The following is a 24,428-nucleotide window of genomic DNA, read 5'->3' as shown; positions in this document are numbered from 1 at the left end:
AGGAATGCATCATGAAAGCCGATATCCACCCGACTTACGAAGCCATCGAAGCCACTTGCAGCTGCGGCAACGTCATCAAGACCCGCTCCACGCTGGCCAAGAACATCAGCCTGGACGTGTGCTCCGAGTGCCACCCGTTCTACACCGGCAAGCAGAAGGTGCTGGACACCGGCGGCCGTATCGATCGCTTCAAGCAGCGTTTCGGCGTGTTCGGCGCCAAGTAAGCGCTCGCACTGCCACGGAAAGCCCCATGGGGTTTACCGAGCTGTTGAAAAAGGCGTCCCTCGCGGGCGCCTTTTTCGTTTCTGCCGCCTCCGCCTCCTTGGCCCAGGCGTTCTGTCCGGCTCCACCGGGGTTGCCGACGGTCGAGGTGGTGCAGGTGGTGGATGGCGATACCGTGCGCCTGGCCGATGGTCGCCGGGTGCGCCTGATCGGTGTCAACGCGCCGGAGTTGGGACGCCAGGGGCGTGCCGCCGAAGCCTACGCGCTGGCCGCCCGCAAACGCCTGCAGGCGCTGGTGACGGCCAGCGCTGGTGAGGTGTCGCTGCAGGTCGGTAGCCAGGCACGCGATCGCTATGGGCGAACGCTGGCCCATATGTACGATCGCCGGGGGCGCAATCTGGAAGCGCAACTGCTCGCCGAGGGCCTGGCGTATTCTGTGGCGGTGGCGCCGAACCTGATGCTGCTGGATTGCCAGCGGAAGGCCGAGCGCTCAGCTCGGGCAGGTTCCCGGGGACTATGGCGCAAGGCGCCGTGGCGAACGGCGCAAGACGTGCGGCGTAGTGGTTTTGCACTGTTGCGCGGGCGAGTGACGGCGGTGGAGCGTAATCGCGGCGGAGTCTGGCTGCAGCTCGATGGCCCGCTGGTGGTGCGTATCGCGCCGGATCGACTCGCGCACTTCGATTCTCCGGCGCTGTCCGCATTGGCTGGTCGCCGCGTGGAGGTGCGCGGCTGGGTCGTCGACCGACAGGGGAATGCCTCCCGTCGCGACGGCCAGGCGCGCTGGCTGCTGCCGCTCACCCATCCGTCGATGCTGGAGGTGTTGCCATGAGGCTGTATCTGATCGCGGCGCTGCTGTTGGCGCTGACCGGCTGTGCGGTGAATCCGGTTACCGGCAAGCATGACTTCGTGATGATGAGCGAGCAGCAGGAGCTGGCGCTGGGTAGTCGTTACCACCAGGAAATCCTCCAGCAATACCCACGCTATGCCGATGAGAAGCTGCAGGCCTACGTGCAGCAGGTGGGTGAGCGGGTGGCGCAACACAGCCATCGCAGCAGCCTCGACTACCGCTTCACCGTGCTCGACACGCCGGACATCAATGCCTTTGCGCTGCCCGGCGGCTACATCTACATTCACCGCGGCTTGCTCGCCTACCTCAATTCCGAGGCCGAACTGGCTGCCGTGCTCGGTCATGAAGTCGGCCACGTTACCGCGCGTCATAGTGTACGCCAGCACGGTCAGTCGACCGCCTGGGGCCTGCTCGGGCAGGCGGTGGCGATCGGTACCGGGGTGGGGGCGGCCGGCGACCTGACCGGCTTGCTGGGCAGCGCCTTCGTGCGCGGCTATGGTCGCGACATGGAGCTGGAGGCGGACGGCCTCGGTGCCGAGTATCTGGCGCGCGGCAACTATGACCCCCAGGCGATGATCGAGGTGGTGCGGCTGCTGAAGAACCAGGATGAGTTCTCCCGCGCCCAGGCCGACCAGCGCGGAGAGCCGCAACAGGCCGGCTACCATGGGGTGTTCGCCACCCACCCGGATAACGATCGGCGCCTGCAGCAGGTGCTGGGGCCGGCGCGGGCCCTGGCCACTGGTCGCCAGGAGGTCAACCGATCAGGCTTTCTCCGCCACCTGGAAGGGTTGCCGTTCGGCGACTCCGCGGATAGTGGCGTGCGCCGCGGTGAACGCTTCTACCATGGCCCGCTGGATTTCTTCCTGGGCTTTCCGTCGGGCTGGGAGATTCTCAACCAGGCCAATGTGCTGGTCGGCCAGCGGCGCGATGGCCAGGCCTTCATTGCCATGACCCTGGAGACGCCGACCGCAGGCACCACCCCGGCCGAATTCCTGCGCCAGCGGGTCGGTGGGCAGCGCTTGGTGGCCGAGGAGCCGTTGCGCCTGGGCGAACTTGCCGGGCATACGGGGGTGATTCCCGGGCGTCCGGCCCGGCGGGTGGCGGTAGTCTACAAGGGCGGGCGCGCCTATCTGTTCGTGGCTGCGGTCAAGGGCAATGCCGGGCTGGATGCCGAGGATGCCCGCTTCATGCAAACCATTCGTAGCTTCCGGCCTCTGCGGCGCGCCGAGCGGAAGCTGGCCGAACCGCTTCGCCTGCATCTCGTCCAGCTCGCAGCCGGGCAGACCCTCGCCACGCTGGCCAGGCAGAGCCCGTTGACCGATGACCCGGAAGCCCGCTTGCGCCTTCTCAATAACCACTATCCGCATGGCGAGCCACATTCTGGCGATTGGCTCAAAGTCGTACGCTAGAAGCCTTGACAGCAGGGCGCTCGCGGTCTTGTGGGGGCTCGGCATCTTGCGTATGCTCGGCCGCCAGTCTGGTTCAACAGCCAAAAAAGCGGAAATGCCAACATGTCTGACCTGAAAACCGCCGCTCTCGAGTATCACGCTCAGCCCCGTCCCGGGAAGCTGAGCGTCGAGCTGACCAAGCCCACGGCCACCGCCCGCGACCTGTCGCTGGCCTACAGCCCGGGCGTAGCCGAACCGGTACGCGAGATTGCCCGCGATCCGGAGCTGGCCTACCAGTACACCGGCAAAGGCAATCTGGTGGCGGTGATTTCCGACGGCACGGCGATTCTCGGTCTGGGCAACCTCGGCCCGCTGGCCTCCAAGCCGGTCATGGAAGGCAAGGGCGTGCTGTTCAAGCGCTTCGCCGGCATCGACGTGTTCGATATCGAAGTCGACGCGGAAAGCCCCCAGGCCTTCATCGACACCGTCAAGCGCATTTCCATTACCTTCGGCGGCATCAACCTGGAAGACATCAAGGCGCCCGAGTGCTTCGAGATCGAGCGCGCGCTGATCGAACAGTGCGACATCCCGGTCTTTCATGACGATCAGCACGGTACCGCCATCGTTACCGCCGCCGGCATGCTCAATGCCCTGGAAATCGCCGGCAAGACCCTGGAGCAGGCGAAGATCGTCTGCCTGGGCGCCGGTGCCGCGGCGATCTCCTGCATGAAGCTACTGGTCAGCATGGGCGCCAAGGTCGAGAACATCTTCATGATCGATCGCAAGGGCGTGATTCATGCCGGCCGCGATGACCTTAACCAGTACAAGGCCGTCTTCGCCCATGAAACCGACAAGCGCACCCTGGCTGACGCCCTCGATGGCGCGGACGTGTTCGTCGGCCTGTCCGGTGCCAACCTGCTGAGCCCGGAAGACCTCAAGCGCATGGCGGCCAATCCGATCGTCTTCGCCTGCTCCAACCCGGACCCGGAAATCAAGCCGGAGCTGGCCCATGCAACCCGCAGCGATGTGATCATGGCCACCGGTCGTTCGGATTATCCGAACCAGGTGAACAACGTGCTCGGCTTCCCCTTCATCTTTCGCGGCGCCCTCGACGTTCGCGCCACGCGCATCAACGAGGAAATGAAGATCGCCGCGGCACTGGCCCTGCGCGACCTGGCCAAGCTCCCGGTGCCGCAGGAAGTCTGCGACGCCTACGGCGGCATCAAGTTGGAGTTCGGTCGGGAGTACATCATTCCGAAGCCGATGGATGTACGTCTGATCACTGTGGTTTGCGATGCCGTGGCCAAGGCGGCCATCGAGACTGGCGTGGCGACCCGGCCCTATCCGTCGCATTACCCGCTGAAGTCGGTGGACGAAGTGTTCAACGGCTGAGCCGGCTGCAAAAAGAAAACCCCGCTTCGGCGGGGTTTCTTTTTGGGGTTGGGAAAGATGCGCCGTCAGAACAAATCGATCGGCGCCATCTCGTCGGCGGGCAGCGGGCTGCCGGGAGCGGCGAATCCGGGATCGAGTTCGCTCATCGGCGGCGGGGAATCTTCGCTCTTGAACAGTTCGAAGTAGGCATCCGGGGCGCCCGGTGCAGCGACACGACCGCTGAACGGGTCGATGCGCAGGCTGAGCAGCCCCTCCGGCTCGGCCGGCGGATGCTCGGGCTTGTCCTTCAGTGCAGCGCCCATGTAGCGCATCCAGATCGGCAGGGCGACGGTGCCGCCATACTCGTTGCGGCCGAGGCTCTCCGGTTGGTCGAAGCCGGCCCAGGCGGTAGTCACGTAGTCGGCGTTGTAGCCGGAGAACCAGCTGTCCTTGGACTCGTTGGTGGTGCCGGTCTTGCCGGCCAGGTCGCTGCGCCCGAGCGCCAGGGCGCGGCGTCCGGTGCCGCGCCGGATCACATCCTGCAGCATGCTGGTCATGATGTAGGCGGTACGTTCGTCGATGATGCGCTCGGCAACTTGCGGCTCCTGCTGGACGACCGGCTGGCTGGCTTCGCTGGCCGCCTGCTCGTCGGCGGGTTGCGCCGACGGTTGTCCGCGGCCCGGAACCCGGGGCGGATTGGCGATGAACAGCGGCTCGCCTTCGCGACTGTCGATGCGCTCGATCAGGTAGGGCTGAATGCGGTAGCCGCCATTGGCGAAGGCGCTCCAGCCGGTGGCGATCTCCAGCGGCGTCAGCGTGGCGGTGCCCAGGGAGAGCGAGAGGTTGCGCGGCAGCTCGTCCCGGTTGAAACCGAAGCGGCTGACATAGTTCAGCGCATAGTCGATGCCGATGCTCTGCAGCAGGCGGATCGACACCAGGTTGCGCGAGCGATACAGCGCCTCGCGCAACCGGATCGGCCCGAGGAAGGTGTTGTTGTCGTTCTTCGGTCGCCAGACCTTGTCCACGGACTCGTCGACGAAGACGATCGGTGCGTCGTTGACCAGGGTTGCGGCGGTATAGCCGCTATCCAGCGCGGCACTGTAGATGAAGGGTTTGAAGCTTGAGCCGGGCTGGCGTTTCGCTTGCACGGCACGGTTGTAATTGCTCTGCTCGAAGGAAAAGCCGCCGACCAGCGCGCGGATTGCGCCGCTGTTCGGGTCCAGTGAAACCAGGGCGCTCTGCGCGGCCGGACGCTGGCTGAACAGCAGGGTGCCATCCGGCTGGCGCTTGACCCGGATGAGGTCGCCGACCTGTGCAACATCGCTCGGTTGCTGGGGGCGCGGTCCCATGCTGTTGGTATTGAGGTAGGGGCGGGCCCACTTCATGCTATCCCAGGCGATCGCCTCTTCCTGTCCGTCCCGGGTGAGGGCCATGACGCCGCTTTTTTCCACCTGAGTGACGATCGCCGGCTCCAGGCCGCCCAGTGACTTGTGGCGTGCCAGTTCTTGCAGCCAGGCGTCGCGGGTCAGCCCCGGAAAACTCGCTTCCGGCCCCCGATAGCCGTGCCGCTGGTCGTACTCGATGAGCCCTTCCCGTATCGCCGCATTGGCCGCTTCCTGCAGGTCGCTGGGCACCGTGGTGGTCACTCGGAAACCTTCGGTGTAGGCGTCGCTGCCGTAGCGGCCGACCATCTCTGCCCGGACCATCTCGGCGATGTACGGCGCATTGAGTTCCGGCTTGGGCACGTGGTAACTGGCATCGATCGGTTCGTCCAGGGCGGCCTGATAGCGCGCCTGGTCGATCTTGCCCAGGCGATACATGCGCCCCAGGATCCAGTCGCGGCGCTCCTTGCTGCGGGCCGGGTTGACCAGCGGGTTGAAGGTCGACGGCGCCTTCGGCAGACCGGCTATCATCGCCATCTGCGCAAGGCTCAAGTCTCGGATGGATTTGCCGTAATAGACTTGAGCGGCAGCTTCGATGCCATAGGCGCGGTTGCCAAGGTAGATCTTGTTGACGTACAGCTCGAGGATCTCGTCCTTGCTCAGCTCCCGCTCGATCTGCAGGGCCAGCAGGATTTCATTGGCCTTGCGCGCGAAGCTGCGCTCGCTGGTGAGGAAGAAATTCTTCGCCACCTGCATGGTGATGGTGCTGCCGCCGGACTGGATATGGCCGCCGCTTTTCAATAATTGCGTGGCAGCACGCAACAGGCTGCTCGGGTCGACGCCATAATGGTTAGCGAAATTGTCGTCTTCCGCTGCCAGCAGCGCATGGATGAAGTCCTGGGGGATGTCGGCGAAGCGGATAGGGCTGCGCCGCATCTCCCCGAATTCGGCGATCAGCTTGGCGTCGCTGCTGTAGACCCGGAGGGGGATTTGCAGCTGAACGCTGCGCAGCGACTCGACGGATGGAAGGCTCGGACTAAGATAGAGGTAGGCCCCGCTGAAACTGAGCAACAGCCCACAAAAAACAGCGACACCGGTCCAGCAGAAAAACTTCAGCAAGCGCATCAAGGGATTCGGATTTCCAGATAAAAGAATGAGTTAAGCGGAAGCGAAAGCTAAAAGATAAAAACTGTTCACATTATAAGCGCTTTTTTTGCCGGGTAGCCATTTGCGCTTCTGTCAAGACTGTTATTTAATGTGAAAAAACATAAATAGTCCGTAAGTCTCGGATGCAGATAGGAAATCGGTCGTGCTAGGGCTCTTCAATAAGAAAGCGAATACGCTGCTGGGGATCGATATCAGTTCGACCTCGGTCAAGCTCCTCGAATTGAGTCGCTCGGGAAGCCGCTACAAGGTAGAGGCCTACGCTGTCGAGCCGCTCCCACCAAACGCTGTGGTCGAAAAGAACATCACCGAACTCGAAGGTGTTGGTCAGGCGCTGTCGCGGGTCGTGGCCAAGGCCAAGACGGGCGTGAAAACCGTCGCCGTCGCGGTGGCGGGCTCGGCGGTCATTACCAAGACCATCGAAATGGAGGCCGGGCTGTCGGACGACGAACTGGAAAACCAGCTCAAGATCGAAGCCGACCAGTACATCCCTTACCCGCTCGAAGAAGTCGCGATCGACTTCGAGGTGCAGGGGCCGTCCGAGCGTAACTCTGAACGTGTCGAGGTCCTGCTGGCCGCTTGCCGCAAGGAAAACGTCGAGGTCCGCGAGGCCGCCCTTGCCCTGGCGGGTTTGACCGCCAAGGTCGTCGATGTCGAGGCCTACGCTCTTGAGCGCGCCTACGGCCTGCTGGCTACTCAGTTGGGTAGCGGCCACGACGAGCTGACCGTTGCGGTCGTGGATATCGGTGCCACCATGACCACCCTGAGCGTGCTTCATAACGGTCGTACCATCTATACCCGCGAGCAGCTATTCGGCGGCAGGCAACTGACCGAAGAGGTCCAGCGCCGCTATGGGTTGTCCGTGGAAGAAGCTGGTCTGGCCAAGAAGCAAGGTGGACTTCCGGATGACTACGAAAGCGAGGTGCTCCAGCCCTTCAAGGAGGCTGTGGTGCAGCAGGTGTCTCGTTCGCTGCAGTTCTTCTTCGCGGCCGGCCAGTTCAATGAAGTCGATTACATCCTGCTGGCGGGCGGCACCGCTTCGATCCCGGATCTTGATCGGCTGATCCAGCAGAAGATCGGCACGCCGACCTTGGTGGCAAACCCCTTCGCCGACATGGTCCTGGGCGGCAAAGTCAATGCGGGTGCTCTGGCGAGCGATGCTCCAGCGTTGATGATTGCTTGTGGCCTGGCGATGAGGAGTTTTGACTGATGGCGCGTATTAACCTTCTCCCTTGGCGCGAGCAGCTGCGCGAAGAGCGCAAGCAACGCTTCCTGGCTACCTTGGTCATGGTGTTGGTAGTTGGTGGCGGTGTCGTGTTTCTAGGCGATCAATATCTGAATTCGGCAATTGAAAACCAGAATGCGCGCAATGAATTCATCAAGAAAGAAATTGCCGTTCTCGATGCACGTATCAAGGAAATCAGCGAGCTGAAGAAGCGCCGGCAGGAGTTGCTCGAGCGCATGAAGATCATCCAGGACCTGCAGGGCAATCGCCCGATCATTGGGCGGGTCTTTGATCAGCTGGTTCGTACGTTGCCGGATGGTGTCTATTTCACCGGACTTAAGATGGCTGGGAAGACCATATCCATCGTTGGTGCCGCTGAATCTAATAGTCGTGTTTCAAACCTGATGCGCAATCTCGATGCTTCGGAGTGGCTGACCGCCCCTAATTTGACGGAGGTGAAAGCGGTCACTGCGGGTGCCGTCGACCAAGCGAATGTGTTTCAGTTGACGGTTCAGCAAACGCAGCCGGGTGCAGAAGAAGCGGTTGAAGGAGCCAAGAAATGAGTTTGGCAGAATCTATCGAGAGCCTGCGTAGAGTTGAATTATCTGAGCTCGACTTGAATAATTTGGGCTCTTGGCCTGGGCCGGTAAAGGCTATTGCTTGTGTTCTTTTGTTCATTGCTATATTGGCGCTTGGGTATAATTTTCATCTTAAAGACTTGCAAGGGAATCTAGAGCAGCAGGTGGCTGCGGAGGAAGCCTTGAAGCAGCAGTTTTCCAGCAAGGCCTTTCAAGCAGCCAATTTGGAGGCCTATAAGCAACAAATGGCTGAGATGGAAGAGTCATTTGGTGTGCTGCTTAGGCAGCTCCCAAGTGATACCGAAGTGCCTGGATTACTAGAAGATATCACTCGTACCGGACTTGGTAGTGGGTTGGAGTTCGAGCAGATCAAGCTGCAGCCAGAGGTGGCGCAACAGTTTTACATAGAACTTCCTATACAGATCAGTGTTGTTGGAACCTATCATGATCTGGCTACGTTCGTCAGTGGTGTGTCCAGTTTGCCGCGGATTGTTACGTTGCATGATTTTGAGATTAAGCCTCTGGAAACTGATAGTAAATTGCGGATGAGTATTGTCGCCAAGACCTATCGATACAACGAGAAGGGGCTGCAGAAATGAAGCTTGCCCGTCTGGCTTTTTGTGGATTGGTTGCTATTTCGGCTGCGGGTTGTGGGGCGGGTGGCGATTTCAGCGATTTGCGCGCGTACATGGATGAAGTGCGAGCGAGGCCAAAAGGCTCCATTGAGCCATTGCCCAAGTTTCAACCATATGAGGCCTTTACCTACGGAGCAGCCTCACTGCGTAGCCCGTTTCAGCCGCCGGTGAAAATCGATCTGGCTCGTCAGCAGAAAGGCTCCAAGGATATTAAGCCGGACGAGACTCGTGTTAAGCAGTTTCTTGAAGGTTTCAATATAGAAGACTTCGAGATGGTGGGCATTCTTTCCAATGAGAGCGGAATGTTCGCTTTGGTGAAAGGGGCTGGAGGTGTTCATCGGGTTAAGCTTGGTGATTATCTCGGTCGCAATCATGGGCGAATTGTATCGATTGATGAGGCAAAGCTGGATGTCGTTGAAATAGTTCCAGATGGCGACGGTGGCTGGCTAGAACGCCCGCGTACTTTAACTCTCAAAGAGCGCTCTTAAGGGCGAGACATATTATGAAAAATAAAGACCGGTCTGCACAACGGAATCTCACAATGAACGGCACCCTTTCTCGATTGAGTATTTCGCTACTTTTTGCGCTCGTTTCCCCGGCGTTGTTGGCAGCTGAGCTACAGAGTCTCGATGTTGCTGCTTTGCCTGGAGGGCGGGTCGAGCTTAAGCTTGGCTTTGATGAGCCTGTCGATGCGCCGCGTGGCTATACCATTGACCAGCCCGCCCGTATTGCATTAGACCTGCCGGGTGTGACTAGTAAGTTGGGTGTAAAGAATCGCGAATTGGGTGCTGGCAATGCTCGTAGCCTTACAGTTGTAGAGGCTAAGGATCGCACTCGCCTGATTGTAAATCTGACGACTCTGGCACCTTATAGTACGCGAGTAGAGGGGAACCAACTGTATGTGCTGGTGGGCGAGGGCGTTGCGCCTTCCGCTACCGCAACGGCTCCATCGCAGCCGGTCCAAGCTCCGAAGCTCAAGGCGGCTTCCGAAAGAGCTATTAGCGGGATAGATTTCCAGCGAGGGGAGCAGGGGGCGGGGAATGTGGTCATCCAGCTTTCCGATCCTTCTATTAGCCCTGACATCCAGGAGCAAGGTGGGAAAATTCGCTTGGACTTCTCCAAGACCCAGTTGCCGGAGTCTCTGCGCGTACGTCTGGATGTGAAGGATTTCGCCACGCCGGTGCAGTTCGTAAGTGCTACCGGGAAGTCTGATGGCGCTGCTATCGTTATTGAGCCTACAGGCTTTTACGAATATCTGGCTTACCAGGCGGATGACAAGCTAACCATTAGTGTCAAGCCATTGGCCAAGGACGAAATGGAGAAGCGCAAGGCGGAGCGCTTCGCTTATTCTGGGGAAAAGCTCTCCTTGAATTTCCAGGATATCGACGTTCGGTCGGTGCTTCAGTTGATTGCTGACTTTACTGATCTCAATTTGGTTGCCAGTGACACTGTTAAGGGCAATATTACCCTGAGGCTGCAGAACGTTCCTTGGGATCAAGCGCTTGATCTCGTCCTGAAGACCAAGGGCTTGGATAAGCGCAAGGTCGGCAATGTATTGATGGTGGCTCCTGCTGATGAAATCGCCGCTCGTGAGCGGCAGGAGTTGGAGGCTAAGAAGCAGGTCGCTGAACTAGCGCCCTTGCTGAAAGATGTGATTCGTCTCAATTACGCCAAAGCTTCTGATATCGCCAAGTTGTATGAAGATAAGGGAGATAAAGGTACGCTCAAAGAGGACATGCGTGGGTCCGTCATTTTTGATGACAGGACAAATACACTTATCGTGACTTTAACTCAAGAGCGTATTGATGAGTTGCGCAGAATTGTTACCCAGCTAGATATCCCGGTTCGGCAGGTTATGATTGAAGCGAGGATAGTCGAAGCTAGTGTGGGTTACGATAAGAGCCTTGGTGTTCGCTGGGGCGGGACTTTTGGGGCTGACCAATGGAGAGGGTTTGGGCAGCGCGGGAACGTTGGCGTGGAAGATGAGGACGGGTTTTCTTGTGGGCCATTTGCCGGTCGTTGCACGCTGCCTACAGAAAAAATAGGCGGTGCCGAGAGTGGGTCGCCGACGCCTTTTGTTGATCTTGGATTGACTAACGCCTCCTCCGGGTTTGGTATTGGCTTGGTAACGAATCGAGCTATATTGGATTTGCAGTTGTCCGCAATGGAGAAGACTGGTAACGGGGAAATTGTTTCCCAGCCAAAAGTTGTGACTTCGGACAAGGAAACGGCGAAGATCTTGAAAGGCACCAAGATTCCCTATGAGGAGGCATCTTCTAGTGGAGCGACCTCTACTGCGTTTGCTGTTGCTGCATTGTCGCTGGAGGTTACCCCGCAGATTACTCCTGGGAATCAGATTATTATGGAAGTTAAGGTGACCAAGGACGAGGCTGACTTTAGTCGCCAGGTTCGGAGTGTGCCGTCCATTCAGAATAACGAGGTGAATGCTAAGATTTTGGTTGGGGATGGGGAAACCATAGTCATTGGTGGCGTCTATTCTAACGTTCAGCAGACGTCAGTCGATAAGGTCCCTTTCTTAGGCGATCTGCCGTTTATTGGGCGTGTTTTTCGTAAGGATATCGTCCGAGATGAAAAGAATGAGCTTCTGATCTTCCTCACCCCGCGCATCCTGAACAATCAGGCCATTGCCGTGAGCCGTTGATTAGGTGCGCAATCTGATCCTCGTGGGCCCGATGGGTGCTGGTAAAAGCACCATCGGGCGTTTGCTTGCCAAGGAGTTGCGCTTTCCTTTCAAAGATTCTGACAAGGAAATCGAGCAGCGGACCGGGGCCGATATTCCTTGGATCTTCGATGTTGAGGGTGAGCAGGGGTTTCGGGATCGTGAGCAGGCGATGATTGCCGAGCTCTGCGAGCTTGATGGTGTGGTGTTAGCTACTGGAGGTGGCGCTGTGCTGCGCCCCGAGAACCGGCTGGCGTTGCGTGCTGGTGGTCGGGTTGTCTACTTGCATACCTCTGTCGAGCAGCAGCTCGAGCGCACCTCGCGTGACCGCAACCGGCCTCTTCTGCGCACAGCCGAGCCTGGACGGGTGCTTAGTGAGCTAATGGCCATCCGTGATCCGCTGTATCGAGAGATTGCCGATCTGCTGGTGGAAACCGATGAGCGCCCGCCGCGTCTGGTGGTGCAGGAAATTCTAGAGCGCCTGCAGGCGCTACCTCCCCGTTAAAGCGCACCCGGAACTGCGCTATCCTAGTGCCCTTTTTCATTGGGGGCTTTATGCGGACTCTACAGGTCGATCTCGGCGAACGTAGCTATCCCATCTATATCGGCGCTGGCCTGCTGGAGCGGCAACTGCTTGCACCTCATATCGCTGGTCGGCAAGTCGCGGTGGTGAGCAATGAAACGGTCGCGCCGCTTTATTTTGAGCAATTAAGTCGTAGTCTGGTTGGTTTTGACGTGACCTCTGTCGTCCTGCCGGACGGTGAGTCGTATAAGAACTGGGAAACCCTGCAGCAGATATTCGATGGCCTGCTGTCCGCGAGGCTGGACCGCCGTGCCACCATCGTCGCGCTAGGCGGTGGGGTAATTGGTGACATGGCCGGATTTGCCGCTGCCTGCTACCAGCGCGGCATCGATTTCATCCAGGTACCCACGACCCTGCTCTCCCAGGTCGACTCCTCGGTTGGGGGCAAGACAGGCATCAACCATCCGCTGGGCAAGAACATGGTGGGGGCGTTCTATCAGCCGAAGGCGGTGATCATCGACACCAATACCCTGGCGACGTTGCCTTCCCGGGAGTTGTCCGCCGGGTTGGCGGAAGTGATCAAGTACGGTCTGATCTGCGACGAGCCCTTTCTCGCTTGGCTGGAGCAGCACATCGATGCGCTGCGCGCGTTGGATACCGAGGCGCTGACTACCGCAATCGAGCGCTCCTGCGTGACCAAGGCGCGGGTAGTGGCCGCTGACGAGCGCGAGTCCGGCCTGCGCGCAACACTCAATTTAGGGCATACCTTCGGGCATGCGATCGAAACGCACATGGGCTACGGTGCGTGGCTGCATGGCGAAGCGGTTTCCGCTGGCACTGTCATGGCATTGGAGATGTCCAATCGTCTGGGTTGGATTTCGCCGCAGGAGCGTGATCGAGGTGTTCGCCTGCTGCGTCGAGCCGGCTTGCCGGTCATTCCGCCCGAGGAGATGCGCCCAGATGACTTCCTCGAACATATGGCGGTAGACAAAAAGGTTCTCGACGGCCGTCTGCGGCTGGTCTTGCTGCGGCGATTGGGTGAGGCCGTGGTAACCGACGATTTTCCCTTTGAGATTTTGCATGCCACTCTGGGCGCGGATTTCCGTGCGCTGGTGGATCAGCTTACCGACTAGATAGAGAGTTTCATGACCAGCTTGCATGCCGATGAGGCCTATCTCGGCCACTATCAGTTCAGCCATGATCCATTCGCGCCGCGTGTGCCGGGCTTCAAGTTCTTTCCGGCGCAGCGCAAGCCCGTACTGGGCCAGTTGCACCACCTGGCCCGCTACAGCCAACTCTTGCTGTTGGTCTGCGGCCAACGTGGGAGCGGCAAGACGCTGCTGCGCCAGGCGTTGGTTGCCAGCACCAACAAGCAGACCGTGCAGAGCGTGGTCGCATCGCCCCGTGCCGCTGCCGGCGGCGTGCTGCAGCAGGTGGCGGAAGGCTTGGGCCTGTCCCAGGCCGGGGTGCCGGCGGTTCTCGCGCAGGTCGGGCAATTGTCCCTGGTCGGGCAGGAAGTCTATTTGCTGATCGACGATGCCGAGCAGTTGGATGATGCAGCCCTCGAAACGCTGTTGGCGCTCGCTGCCGGCAACGCCGAAGGGCGTCCGCATGTATTTCTGTTCGGCGAAGCTTCGCTGATTCCTCGGCTCGAGCGCCTGAGCGACGGGGTCGAGCGCTTCCATGCCATCGAGTTGCAGCCGTATTCCGTGGAGGAAACCCGCGATTATCTCGCCCAGCGTCTCGAAGGCGCAGGTAGGGATATTGACGTGCTTTCGCCTGAGCAGATCGACGAAATCCATGAGCAATCGGGTGGTTGGCCCGGCATGGTCAATCAGGTTGCCCGTGAGGTGCTGGTCGAAAACATGCTCGCCAGTCAGGGGGCGGCGCGCAAGGGCGGTTTTTCCTTCGCCGGCCTGCCACGCAAGCACATGCTCGCGTTGCTGTTGGTGGCTGCCGGTGTCGGAGGGGCCTGGCTGATGCAGGGGGAGCGGGGAGCGGTCGCCCCGGTCGCTGCCCAGTTGCCCATGGATGTCGTTGCACCGGCATCATCGGAGGGTGGGAAAGAGCCTGCGATCGAGTTCGATGGCGCTGCTCAACCGCTGCCTTTGCCGTTGGTGGGAGAGGCTCAGCCGGTCATTCGCCAGCCTCTGGCCGAGGCGGCCGGGCTGGATGAGGAAGAGGGGGGCGATGCCGCCGCGGTCACGCCTGCGCCAACTACGCTGCCCCTGGAGCCGTCTCCGGCTGTCGTGACGCCTGAACCTTCACCGGTGCCCGCGCCTGCGATGGCAGCACCGCCGGTGGTGGCTTCTGTCGCGCCGGCTCCGGTGGCTGCGCCAGTTGCCTCGCCAGCGCCGGCCGAGGTGGTGAAGTCGGCAACGGTACCGCAGCCCGCGGCCGCCAAGCCTGCGGCGACGGCTTCCAGGGCCGGTGACTGGTATCGCTCGCAGGCTGCCAGCAGCTATGCCTTGCAGGTATTCGGGTCGCGCTCCGAAAGCAACGCGCAGGCCTTCGTTCGCGAACTCGGGGGCGAGTATCGCTATTTCAAGAAGATGCACCAAGGCCAGCCGCTATATGTCGTCACCTATGGCAGCTTCGCCAATCGCGCAGCGGCCCAGGCGGCGATCAAGACCTTGCCGGCCAAGGTGCAGGCGGGCAAGCCCTGGCCGCGCACCTTCGCCAGCATCCAGCAGGAAGCGCTGTCCCCGCGCTGAGGCCTGCGCCCTGCGCTGACCGGGTGGTCGTTAGCACGACTGCCTGGTCTCATCCCTTCGTCCAGGCGACAAAAACTTTCACTGAATCGACGTGAAAATTTGTGACCCCCTGGGGTGATGTGTACAATGACCTCCCTTTTGCCTGCGCAAAGCTGGCGCCTCGACCTGCGCGTTTGGTAAGTGTTTGAAATAGTTAGAAGTTTCCTGGTGAGAGTCCCTATGAAAGCAGGTTTGTATCGTCCTGATGAGTTCAAGGATAACTGCGGCTTCGGCTTGATCGCCCACATGCAGGGCGAGGCGAGCCACCACCTGCTGCAGACCGCCATTGAAGCCCTTACCTGCATGACCCACCGTGGCGGCATCAACGCCGACGGCAAGACCGGCGACGGCTGTGGTCTGCTCATCCAGAAGCCGGATCGTTTCCTGCGCGCCAAGGCCCAGGAGCACTTTGGCGTCGAGTTGCCCAAGCAATATGCGGTGGGCATGGTGTTCCTCAACCAGGACGCCGCACGTGCCGACGCTGCCCGCGAGAACATGAATCGCGAGATTCTCGCTGCCGGTCTGCAACTGGTCGGCTGGCGCAAGGTGCCGGTGGATGCCAGCGTGCTCGGCCAACTGGCGCTGGACCGCCTGCCGCAGATCGAGCAGGTGTTCATTGGTGGCGAAGGTCTGTCCGACCAGGATTTCGCGGTCAAGTTGTTCAGCGCCCGGCGGCGCTCCTCGGTGGCCAACGCCGAGGACAGCGACCACTACATCTGCAGCTTTTCGCACAAGACCATCATTTATAAAGGCCTGATGATGCCGGCCGACCTCGCCCAGTTCTATCCGGACCTGGGCGACGAGCGCCTGGAAACCGCGATCTGCGTGTTTCACCAGCGTTTCTCCACCAACACGCTGCCGAAGTGGCCGCTGGCGCAGCCGTTCCGCTTTCTCGCCCATAACGGCGAGATCAACACCATCACCGGCAACCGCAATTGGGCCCAGGCCCGGCGTACCAAGTTCGCCACCGAGACCATTCCGGCGCTGGAGGAACTCGGCCCGCTGGTCAACCGTGTCGGCTCCGACTCGTCGAGCATGGACAACATGCTCGAGCTTCTGGCTACCGGTGGCATGGACCTGTTCCGCGGCCTGCGCATGATCATTCCGCCGGCCTGGCAGAACGTCGAGACCATGGACGCCGATCTGCGCGCCTTCTACGAATACAACTCCATGCACATGGAGCCGTGGGACGGTCCGGCCGGCGTGGTGCTGACCGACGGTCGCTACGCCGTCTGCCTGCTCGACCGCAACGGGCTGCGCCCGGCGCGCTGGGTCACTACCAGCAACGGCTACATCACCCTGGCCTCGGAAATCGGTGTCTGGGATTACCAGCCCGAAGAGGTGATCGCCAAGGGCCGTGTCGGCCCGGGGCAGATTCTCGCCGTCGATACCGAGACCGGTCAGGTGCTGTCCACTGCGGATATCGACAGCCGCCTGAAGTCGCGCCACCCCTACAAGCAGTGGCTGCGCAAGAATGCCCTGCGCATCCAGGCGACCCTGGATGACGACCACGGTGTGGCCAGCTACGACGGTGACCAACTCAAGCAATACATGAAGATGTTCCAGGTCACCTTCGAAGAGCGTGACCAGGTGCTGCGCCCGCTCGCCGAACAGGGCCAGGAAGCGGTCGGCTCGATGGGCGACGATACCCCGATGGCGGTGCTGTCCAAGCGGGTGCGCTCGACCTACGACTACTTCCGCCAGCAGTTCGCCCAGGTCACCAACCCGCCGATCGACCCGCTGCGCGAAGCCATCGTCATGTCGCTGGAGACCTGCCTCGGGGCCGAGCGCAATGTCTTCGAAGAGACCGCCGATCACGCCAACCGCGCGATCCTCAGCAGCCCTGTGATTTCCCCGGCCAAGTGGCGGACGATCATGACCCTGGATCGTCCCGGGTTCGAGCGCCATATCATCGACCTCAACTACGAGGAGTCGATGGGCCTCGAGGCGGCGGTGCGCAACATCGCCGACCAGGCCGAGGAAGCGGTACGCAGCGGCAAGGTGCTGCTGGTGCTGACCGACCGCCACATTGCTCCCGGCAAGCTGCCGGTGCACGCCTCCCTGGCCGTTGGCGCGGTGCACCACCGCCTGACCGAGAAGGGCCTGCGCTGCGACTGCAACATCCTGGTGGAAACCGCCACCGCCCGCGATCCGCACCATTACGCGGTGCTGCTGGGCTTCGGTGCCACCGCGGTCTACCCGTTCCTGGCCTATGAAGTGCTGGCCGACCTGATCCGTACCGGCGAGGTGCTGGGCGATCTGTTCGAAGTGTTCAAGCACTACCGCAAGGGCATCTCCAAAGGCCTGCTGAAGATCCTGTCGAAGATGGGCATCTCCACCGTGGCTTCCTACCGCGGCGCACAACTGTTCGAAGCCGTCGGCCTGTCCGACGAAGTGGTCGAGCTGAGCTTCCGCGGCGTGGCCAGCCGCATCAAGGGCGCGCGTTTCGTCGATATCGAGGCCGAGCAGAAGGCCTTGGCCTTCGAGGCCTGGAACAACCGCAAGCCGATCCAGCCGGGCGGCCTGCTGAAGTTTGTCTACGGTGGCGAATACCACGCCTACAACCCGGATGTAGTGAACACCCTGCAGGCGGCCGTGCAGCAGGGTAGCTACGAGAAATTCAAGGAATACACCGCACTGGTGGATCAGCGGCCGGTGGCGATGCTGCGCGACCTGCTCAAACTCAAGACCAGCGAGACCCCGCTGGCGCTGGACGAGGTCGAGCCGCTGGAGTCGATCCTCAAGCGCTTCGATTCCGCCGGCATTTCCCTCGGTGCACTGTCGCCGGAGGCCCACGAGGCGCTGGCCGCGGCGATGAACCGTCTCGGCGCGCGCTCCAACTCTGGCGAGGGTGGCGAAGATCCGGCCCGCTATGGCACCGAGCGCAGCTCGAAGATCAAGCAGGTGGCCACCGGCCGTTTCGGCGTGACTCCGGAATACCTGGTCAATGCCGAGGTGCTGCAGATCAAGGTGGCCCAGGGCGCCAAGCCCGGCGAGGGCGGCCAGCTGCCGGGCGGCAAGGTCAACGGACTGATCGCTCGTCTGCGCTACGCGGTACCCGGCGTGACCCTGATCTCGCCGCCGCCGCACCATGACATCTATTCCATCGAAGACCTGGCCCAGCTGATCTTCGACCTCAAGCAGGTCAACCCGAAGGCGCTGGTGTCGGTGAAGCTGGTGGCCGAGCCGGGCGTCGGCACCATCGCCGCCGGCGTGGCCAAGGCTTACGCGGACCTGATCACCATCTCCGGCTACGACGGCGGTACCGGCGCGTCGCCGATCACCTCCATCAAGTACGCCGGCAGCCCCTGGGAGCTGGGCCTGGCGGAAACCCACCAGACCCTGCGTGGCAACGACCTGCGCGGCAAGGTGCGGGTGCAGACCGATGGCGGTCTGAAGACCGGTCTCGATGTGATCAAGGCAGCGATTCTCGGCGCCGAAAGCTTCGGCTTCGGTACTGCGCCGATGATCGCGCTGGGCTGCAAGTACCTGCGTATCTGCCACTTGAACAACTGCGCCACCGGCGTCGCCACCCAGAACGACAAGCTGCGCAAGGACCACTTCATCGGTACCGTCGACATGGTGGTGAACTTCTTCACCTACGTCGCCGAAGAGACCCGCGAGTGGTTGGCCCGACTGGGCGTGCGCAGCCTTGGCGAGCTGATCGGCCGCACCGACCTGCTGGAAATCCTGCCGGGCGAGACCGAGAAGCAGCAGCACCTGGATCTGACCCCGTTGCTGGGCAGCGACCACGTGCCGGCGGACAAGCCGCAGTTCTGCCAGGTCGAGAAAAACCCGCCGTTCGACCAAGGCCTGCTGGCCGAGAAGATGGTCGAACTGGCCAAGGGCGCCATTGCCGAGAAGAGCGGCGGCGAGTTCGAGCTGGATATCTGCAACTGCGACCGCTCCATCGGCGCGCGGGTTTCCGGCGAAATCGCCAAAGCCCACGGCAACCAAGGCATGGCCAAGGCGCCGATCACCTTCCGTTTCAAGGGTACCGCTGGTCAGAGCTTCGGCGTGTGGAACGCCGGTGGCCTCAACCTGTACCTGGAAGGCGATGCCAACGACTACGTGGGCAAGGGCATGACCGGCGGCAAGCTGGTGATCACCCCGCCGAAAGGCAGCCCGTTCAAGTCCGAGGAGTCGGCGATCATCGGCAATACCTGCCTGTATGGCGCCACCGGCGGCAAGCTGTTTGCCGCGGGCACGGCCGGCGAGCGCTTCGGCGTGCGCAACTCCGGTGCCCATGCGGTGGTGGAAGGCACTGGCGACCATTGCTGCGAATACATGACCGGCGGTTTCGTCTGCGTCCTGGGCAAGACCGGCTACAACTTCGGCTCGGGCATGACCGGCGGTTTCGCCTATGTGCTCGACCTGGACAACAGCTTCGTCGACCAGGTCAACCATGAGCTGGTGGAGATCCAGCGCATCAACAACGAATCGATGGAGGCCTACCGGAGCCACCTGCAACGCGTGCTCGTCGAGTACGTGCAGGAGACCGGCAGCGAGTGGGGGCGCAATCTGTCCGAGAACCTGGACGATTACTTGCGCAAGTTCTGGCTGGTCAAGCCCAAGGCTGCGAGCCTGGCTTCGCTGTTGTCCACCACCCGTGCGAATCCGCAGTAATCGCGCCTGAAGTTTGAGGTTTTGAAATGACTGAACGTCTGAACAACGACTTCCAGTTCATCGAAGTCGGGCGCAAGGACCCGAAGAAGAAGCTCCTGCGGCAGCGCAAGAAGGAGTTCGTGGAAATCTACGAACCCTTCAAGCCGGCCCAGGCCGCCGACCAGGCGCATCGCTGCCTGGGCTGCGGCAACCCGTATTGCGAATGGAAGTGCCCGGTGCACAACTACATTCCGAACTGGCTGAAGCTGGTCTCGGAGGGCAACATCCTGGCGGCCGCCGAACTCAGCCACCAGACCAATACGCTGCCGGAAGTCTGCGGCCGGGTGTGCCCGCAGGATCGCCTGTGCGAAGGCGCCTGCACGCTGAACGACGGCTTCGGCGCGGTGACCATCGGCTCGGTGGAGAAGTACATCACCGATACCGCCTTCGCCATGGGCTGGCGTCCGGACATGTCCAAGGTCAAGCCGACCGGCAGGAAGGTCGCCATCATCGGCGCCGGCCCGGCGGGCCTGGGCTGTGCTGACGTGCTGGTGCGCAACGGCGTGACCCCGGTGGTGTTCGACAAGAACCCGGAAATCGGCGGCCTGCTGACCTTCGGCATTCCCGAGTTCAAGCTGGAAAAGACTGTGATGAGCCGTCGCCGCGAGGTGTTCGCCGGCATGGGCATCGAGTTCCGGCTGAACACCGAAGTGGGCAAGGACGTGACCATGGAGCAACTGCTCGATGAGTACGATGCCGTGTTCATGGGCATGGGTACCTACACCTACATGAAAGGCGGCTTCCCTGGCGAGGACCTGCCGGGCGTCTACGATGCGCTGGACTTCCTGATCGCCAACGTCAACCGCAACCTCGGCTTCGAGAAGTCTCCCGAGGACTTCATCGACATGAAGGGCAAGAAGGTCGTGGTGCTCGGCGGTGGCGACACCGCGATGGACTGCAACCGTACCTCGATCCGCCAGGGTGCCAAGAGCGTGACCTGCGCCTATCGCCGCGACGAAGAAAACATGCCGGGTTCGCGCAAGGAAGTGAAGAACGCCAAGGAAGAGGGCGTGAAGTTCCTCTTCAACCGCCAGCCCATCGCCATTGTCGGCGAGGACAAGGTGGAAGGCGTGAAGGTGGTCGAGACCCGTCTCGGCGAGCCCGACGCCCGTGGTCGCCGCAGCCCGGAGCCGATCCCCGGTTCCGAGGAAATCCTGCCGGCCGATGCGGTGGTGATCGCCTTCGGTTTCCGTCCGAGCCCGGCGCCGTGGTTCGAGCAGTTCGAGATCAAGACCGACAACCAGGGCCGCGTCGTGGCACCGGAGCAGGGCCAGTTCAAGCACCAGACCAGCAACCCGAAGATCTTCGCCGGTGGCGACATGGTGCGCGGTTCCGATCTGGTGGTGACGGCGATCTTCGAAGGGCGCCAGGCGGCCGAGGGCATTCTCGACTACCTCGGCGTCTGATCACGCAGCGAGAAGCTGCAAGCTACACGCGGCGAGTGGACGCGTTCTCTCTCAGCTTGTAGCTTGCCAAGCGCGACAAATTGACTCGCTGGACAAAAGGCACGGCACCCGCCGTGCCTTTTGCGTTGCGGTTTGCGAAAATGCCGGCACTTTTCTGTTGGACAATGCCATGACCGCCCTGAAGAACGACCGCTTCCTCCGAGCCTTGCTCAAGCAACCCGTCGATGTGACCCCGGTGTGGATGATGCGCCAGGCCGGTCGTTACCTGCCGGAGTATCGGGCGAGCCGGGCCAAGGCCGGCGACTTCATGAGCCTGATGCAGAACCCAGCGTTCGCCTGCGAGGTCACCTTGCAGCCGCTGGACCGCTACCCGCAGCTCGATGCGGCGATCCTGTTCTCCGACATCCTCACCATTCCCGACGCCATGGGCCAGGGCCTGTACTTCGAGACCGGCGAGGGCCCGCGCTTCAAGAAGGTGATCGCCAGCGCCGCCGACATCGAGGCGCTGCCGATTCCCGATCCGGAACAGGACCTTGGCTATGTGATGGACGCCGTGCGCACCATTCGCCGCGAGCTGGACGGCCGCGTGCCGCTGATCGGCTTCTCCGGCAGCCCCTGGACCCTGGCCACCTACATGGTCGAGGGCGGCTCGTCGAAGGACTTTCGCAAGTCCAAGGCGATGCTCTACGACAACCCGCAGGCCATGCATGCGCTGCTCGACAAGCTGGCGCGCTCGGTGACTGCCTATCTCAACGGGCAGATCCTTGCCGGTGCCCAGGCGGTGCAGATCTTCGATACCTGGGGCGGCAACCTGTCGTCGGCAGCCTACCTGGAGTTCTCCCTGGCCTATATGAAGCAGATCGTCGCCGGACTGATCCGCGAGCACGACGGTCGCCAGATCCCGGTGATCCTGTTCACCAAGAACGGCGGGCTCTGGCTGGAAACCCTGGCCGAGGCCGGTGCCGATGCGCTCGGCCTGGACTGGACCTGCGATATCGGCGAGGCTCGTCGCCGCGTCGGCGCCAGGGTCGCCTTGCAGGGCAACATGGACCCGACCGTGCTTTATGCCAAGCCGCAGGCGATCCGCGCGGAAGTCGCGCGCATCCTCGCCAGCTACGGTCAGGGCTCGGGGCATGTGTTCAATCTCGGCCATGGCATCACCCCGGAAGTCGATCCGGCTCATGCCGGCGCCTTCCTCGAGGCGGTGCACGAACTTTCCGCTCAGTACCATCACTGATCGTTGCCGGTTGCCGGATGCTTCTGCGTTGCCTATACCCCGATTACCGACCTGCGTCGGTAGGACGGGCTTGAGGGACATTGAAGGGCTATCACTCTTGCGCTGCCTGAGGGTTCCGGCCCATGCGAGCAGCATGGATCATGCCTTGCCAAGGGGGCATCGGCTTGGGCAGGCAGCGCAGATCGCTTTTCTCACTCGGCCTTTCATACCCGTCTCCCCGGCGAAGGCCGGGGTCCAGAGGAGGGTGGGTGTCTCCTGACCATTGCGCGGGCTTCAATCCAGTAGGGCCAATGACTTCGATGCTGCCTGCTCCTGGATACCGACCTCCGTCGGTATGACGGGCTTGGAGGACAGCGCGGGGCTATCACTCTTGCGCTGCCTGAGGACACCGGCCCATGCGCGCAGCATGGATCATCCCTTGCCAAGGGGGTATCGGCTTGGGCTGGCAGCGCAGATTGTTTTTCTCACTCGGTCTTTCATACCCGTCTCCCCGGCGAAGGCCGGGGTCCAGAGGCGGGCGAGTGTTTCCTGGCCATTCCTCGGATTTCAGTCCAGTAGGGCCAATGACTTCGATGCTGCCTGTTCCTGGATACCGGCCTGCGTCGGTATGACGGGCTTGGAGGACAGCTCAGGGCTATCACGCTTGCGCCGCCTGAGGGCACCGGCCCATGTGAGCAGCATGGATCAAGGGAGTATCGGCTTGGGCAGGCAGCGCAGATCGCTTTTCTCACTCGGCCTTTCATACCCGTCTCCCCGGCGAAGGCCGGGGGCCAGAGGCGGGCGGCTGGGTGTTTCCCAGCCATCCCTCGGACTTCAGCCCAGTAGGCCAATGACTTCGATGCTGCCTGTTCCTGGATACCGACCTGCGTCGGTATGACGGGCTTGGAGGACAGCGCAGGGCTATCACGCTTGCGCCGCCTGAGGGCACCGGCCCATGCGAGCAGTGCGGATCATGCCTTGCCAGGGGGTGGCGGCTTGGGCAGGCAGCACAGGTCGCTTTTCTCACTCGACCTTTCATACCCGTCTCCCCGGCGAACGCCGGAGGCGGGTAGGTGTTTCCCGCCATCCGCCAGGGCTTTCGACCCCGGCGAGCGCGTTCCTCTCGAGCTTCTTCAAGCGAAATGGCGGGCTTTCAAGGCTGTTGATAGTGCCCAGGCGAGGTGCCTTCCTTGTGCCCGTGTATCAGCCTGGTCACGCGGATACCGCTGATGCCGAGCACCTCCGCCTGTTCCAGCAGTTCTTCTTCGGTGGCGTCGGCGCTGGGCATGACCAGGCTGTTCTCGGCGTCCGCATGGTGCAGTTCGATCAGGTAGCGGGCGGCCTGGCCATGGGGGTAGCGCTCCCGCTCCGCCTCGACGATCTGCACGCGCGGCTCGTTGCGATAGAGATAGTTGATCTCGAATTTATGCGGGTGGTCGAGCATCGGAGTCCCTCGCGGGTGGATGACTCTTCTGTCGACTGGTTGGCGGCCGCGATCGTTCCCGGCACGCAACGCGCGTACCCGGACGGGTACGCGCGTTTGCCGTCACGGCTGGCGCAGCGTGCGGACGTGGGCAAGCACGGCCTGTTGCTCGGCCTCGCTCAGCGTGTCCGCATAGGCCGGCATGATGCCGGGTCCCTTGCGGATGGCCTTGAGAATGCCTTTGTCGCTTTCGCGGTCCTGCCAGCTCGCCTTGCTCAGGTTCTTGGCGAAATACAGGTAGCCGCGCCAGGTGTTGGCCCGGCCCTGTTCGCCGTGGCACTTGGCGCAGTGCTGGCCGTACAGCGCCGCGCCGTCCGTTTCGGCCAGGGCCGAGGGGCTAAGCGACAGCAGGCCGGCCAGCAGGACGATTGCCGGCAGCTTATTTGACATTGGCCAACTGCCCCTTGAGCGCAACGCCCGCCATCAGGGCGCCGGCGTGGCACTCGTAGCGTTCGGCGTCCTTGTACTCGTTGTTCTTGTAGTTGCTGGCGATGTTCACCACGGCATTGGCGCCGGCGGACTTGGCGGCCTGTTGCAGGCGGATCAGCGCCGACTGCAGGGCCCAGCGGCAGGCGACCTCGTCGCTCTTGTTGAAGGCATTGGTCTTCTGGCTGGTGGTGATGTTCGGGTTGATCACCGTCACCTTGCCGGCCGGCTGCTTGCCGGCCAGGTAGAACTTGACGCTGCCATCCAGGCGGCCGGCCTGGGTGGCTTCGGCCACCACGCTGTCGAACGGCAGGTAGTGGGTGGTATCGCGGGCCTGGCTGATGCCGGGCAGGGTGCTCAGACAAAACGCAGCGATGATCCAGTTCTTGTTTTTCATTGTTGTCTCCTTGTTTGAGGTGTACTGCGGGATGGTGCTAAGACGGTGCTCGACACGGGCCTGGCTC

General features: G+C 61.7%; 19 protein-coding genes. 15 read left to right on the top strand and 4 right to left on the bottom strand.

The features are described 5' to 3' along the window. The first annotated feature begins 11 nt into the window (after positions 1 to 11). The 4 genes from rpmE (at position 12) to ACWKV7_RS06815 (ending at position 3,849) form a co-directional block, all read left to right on the top strand. Positions 12 to 224, top strand: coding sequence for a 50S ribosomal protein L31 (gene rpmE, locus ACWKV7_RS06830; protein ID WP_483856900.1), 213 nt, complete (start codon positions 12 to 14; stop codon positions 222 to 224). Between the two features lie 26 nt (positions 225 to 250). Next, positions 251 to 1,051, top strand: coding sequence for a thermonuclease family protein (locus ACWKV7_RS06825; RefSeq protein WP_483856899.1), 801 nt, complete (start codon positions 251 to 253; stop codon positions 1,049 to 1,051). Next, on the top strand, positions 1,048 to 2,478 hold the full coding sequence (locus ACWKV7_RS06820) for a M48 family metalloprotease (RefSeq protein WP_483856898.1): 1,431 nt from the start codon (positions 1,048 to 1,050) through the stop codon (positions 2,476 to 2,478). Before ACWKV7_RS06825 ends, ACWKV7_RS06820 begins: the two co-directional genes overlap by 4 nt. Before the next feature lie 102 nt (positions 2,479 to 2,580). Continuing rightward, positions 2,581 to 3,849 carry a malic enzyme-like NAD(P)-binding protein gene (locus ACWKV7_RS06815; RefSeq protein WP_483856897.1) on the top strand — a complete coding sequence of 423 codons (1,269 nt, stop codon included), beginning with the start codon at positions 2,581 to 2,583 and terminating at the stop codon, positions 3,847 to 3,849. Between the two features lie 65 nt (positions 3,850 to 3,914). Here the strand turns inward: ACWKV7_RS06815 and ACWKV7_RS06810 are convergent, their stop codons facing one another. After that, on the bottom strand, positions 3,915 to 6,146 hold the full coding sequence (locus tag ACWKV7_RS06810) for a penicillin-binding protein 1A (RefSeq protein WP_487249196.1): 2,232 nt from the start codon (positions 6,144 to 6,146) through the stop codon (positions 3,915 to 3,917). Positions 6,147 to 6,519: 373 nt separating this feature from the next. Here ACWKV7_RS06810 and ACWKV7_RS06805 point away from each other — a divergent pair, with 373 nt between their 5' ends. The 11 genes from ACWKV7_RS06805 (at position 6,520) to hemE (ending at position 22,076) form a co-directional block, all read left to right on the top strand. Continuing rightward, complete coding sequence (locus ACWKV7_RS06805) at positions 6,520 to 7,584, top strand: pilus assembly protein PilM (protein ID WP_483856895.1); 1,065 nt, start codon at positions 6,520 to 6,522, stop codon at positions 7,582 to 7,584. Continuing rightward, entirely contained in the window at positions 7,584 to 8,162 is a 579-nt protein-coding gene (locus tag ACWKV7_RS06800) for a PilN domain-containing protein (RefSeq protein ID WP_483856894.1), read from the top strand. The genes ACWKV7_RS06805 and ACWKV7_RS06800 overlap by 1 nt, the downstream gene beginning before the upstream one ends. Beyond that, entirely contained in the window at positions 8,159 to 8,776 is a 618-nt protein-coding gene (gene pilO / locus ACWKV7_RS06795) for a type 4a pilus biogenesis protein PilO (RefSeq protein ID WP_483856893.1), read from the top strand. The genes ACWKV7_RS06800 and pilO overlap by 4 nt, the downstream gene beginning before the upstream one ends. After that, positions 8,773 to 9,300, top strand: coding sequence for a type 4a pilus biogenesis lipoprotein PilP (pilP, locus tag ACWKV7_RS06790; RefSeq protein ID WP_483856892.1), 528 nt, complete (start codon positions 8,773 to 8,775; stop codon positions 9,298 to 9,300). Before pilO ends, pilP begins: the two co-directional genes overlap by 4 nt. Before the next feature lie 53 nt (positions 9,301 to 9,353). After that, positions 9,354 to 11,474, top strand: a complete 2,121-nt coding sequence (locus ACWKV7_RS06785; protein ID WP_483856891.1) for a type IV pilus secretin PilQ — start codon at positions 9,354 to 9,356, stop codon at positions 11,472 to 11,474. A gap of 4 nt (positions 11,475 to 11,478) precedes the next feature. After that, the gene (gene aroK, locus ACWKV7_RS06780; RefSeq protein ID WP_483856890.1) at positions 11,479 to 11,997 is read left to right on the top strand and encodes a shikimate kinase AroK; all 519 of its coding nucleotides are present in this window, start codon (positions 11,479 to 11,481) and stop codon (positions 11,995 to 11,997) included. A gap of 50 nt (positions 11,998 to 12,047) precedes the next feature. After that, entirely contained in the window at positions 12,048 to 13,148 is a 1,101-nt protein-coding gene (gene aroB, locus ACWKV7_RS06775; RefSeq protein ID WP_483856889.1) for a 3-dehydroquinate synthase, read from the top strand. Between the two features lie 12 nt (positions 13,149 to 13,160). Next, complete coding sequence (locus ACWKV7_RS06770) at positions 13,161 to 14,729, top strand: SPOR domain-containing protein (RefSeq protein WP_483856888.1); 1,569 nt, start codon at positions 13,161 to 13,163, stop codon at positions 14,727 to 14,729. 219 nt (positions 14,730 to 14,948) lie between these two features. Then, a complete protein-coding gene (gene gltB / locus ACWKV7_RS06765) occupies positions 14,949 to 19,394 on the top strand; it encodes a glutamate synthase large subunit (RefSeq protein WP_483856887.1) in 4,446 nt (1,481 codons plus the stop codon). Between the two features lie 26 nt (positions 19,395 to 19,420). After that, positions 19,421 to 20,839 carry an FAD-dependent oxidoreductase gene (locus ACWKV7_RS06760; RefSeq protein ID WP_483856886.1) on the top strand — a complete coding sequence of 473 codons (1,419 nt, stop codon included), beginning with the start codon at positions 19,421 to 19,423 and terminating at the stop codon, positions 20,837 to 20,839. Positions 20,840 to 21,008: 169 nt separating this feature from the next. Continuing rightward, positions 21,009 to 22,076, top strand: coding sequence for a uroporphyrinogen decarboxylase (gene hemE, locus ACWKV7_RS06755; protein WP_483856885.1), 1,068 nt, complete (start codon positions 21,009 to 21,011; stop codon positions 22,074 to 22,076). Between the two features lie 1,132 nt (positions 22,077 to 23,208). Here hemE and ACWKV7_RS06750 read toward each other — a convergent pair. From ACWKV7_RS06750 to ACWKV7_RS06740, 3 genes are all read right to left on the bottom strand, one after another. Then, positions 23,209 to 23,499, bottom strand: a complete 291-nt coding sequence (locus tag ACWKV7_RS06750) for a hypothetical protein (protein WP_483856884.1) — start codon at positions 23,497 to 23,499, stop codon at positions 23,209 to 23,211. Positions 23,500 to 23,601: 102 nt separating this feature from the next. Then, positions 23,602 to 23,928, bottom strand: coding sequence for a c-type cytochrome (locus ACWKV7_RS06745; RefSeq protein ID WP_483856883.1), 327 nt, complete (start codon positions 23,926 to 23,928; stop codon positions 23,602 to 23,604). After that, the gene (locus ACWKV7_RS06740) at positions 23,918 to 24,361 is read right to left on the bottom strand and encodes an excinuclease (RefSeq protein ID WP_483856882.1); all 444 of its coding nucleotides are present in this window, start codon (positions 24,359 to 24,361) and stop codon (positions 23,918 to 23,920) included. Before ACWKV7_RS06740 ends, ACWKV7_RS06745 begins: the two co-directional genes overlap by 11 nt. Positions 24,362 to 24,428: the final 67 nt, after the last annotated feature.

The sequence above is a fragment of the Zestomonas ipomoeae genome (genome assembly GCF_057128665.1).
The sequence above is the reverse complement of the archived record's forward strand: the minus strand, read 5'-3'. Positions and strand labels throughout refer to the sequence as shown.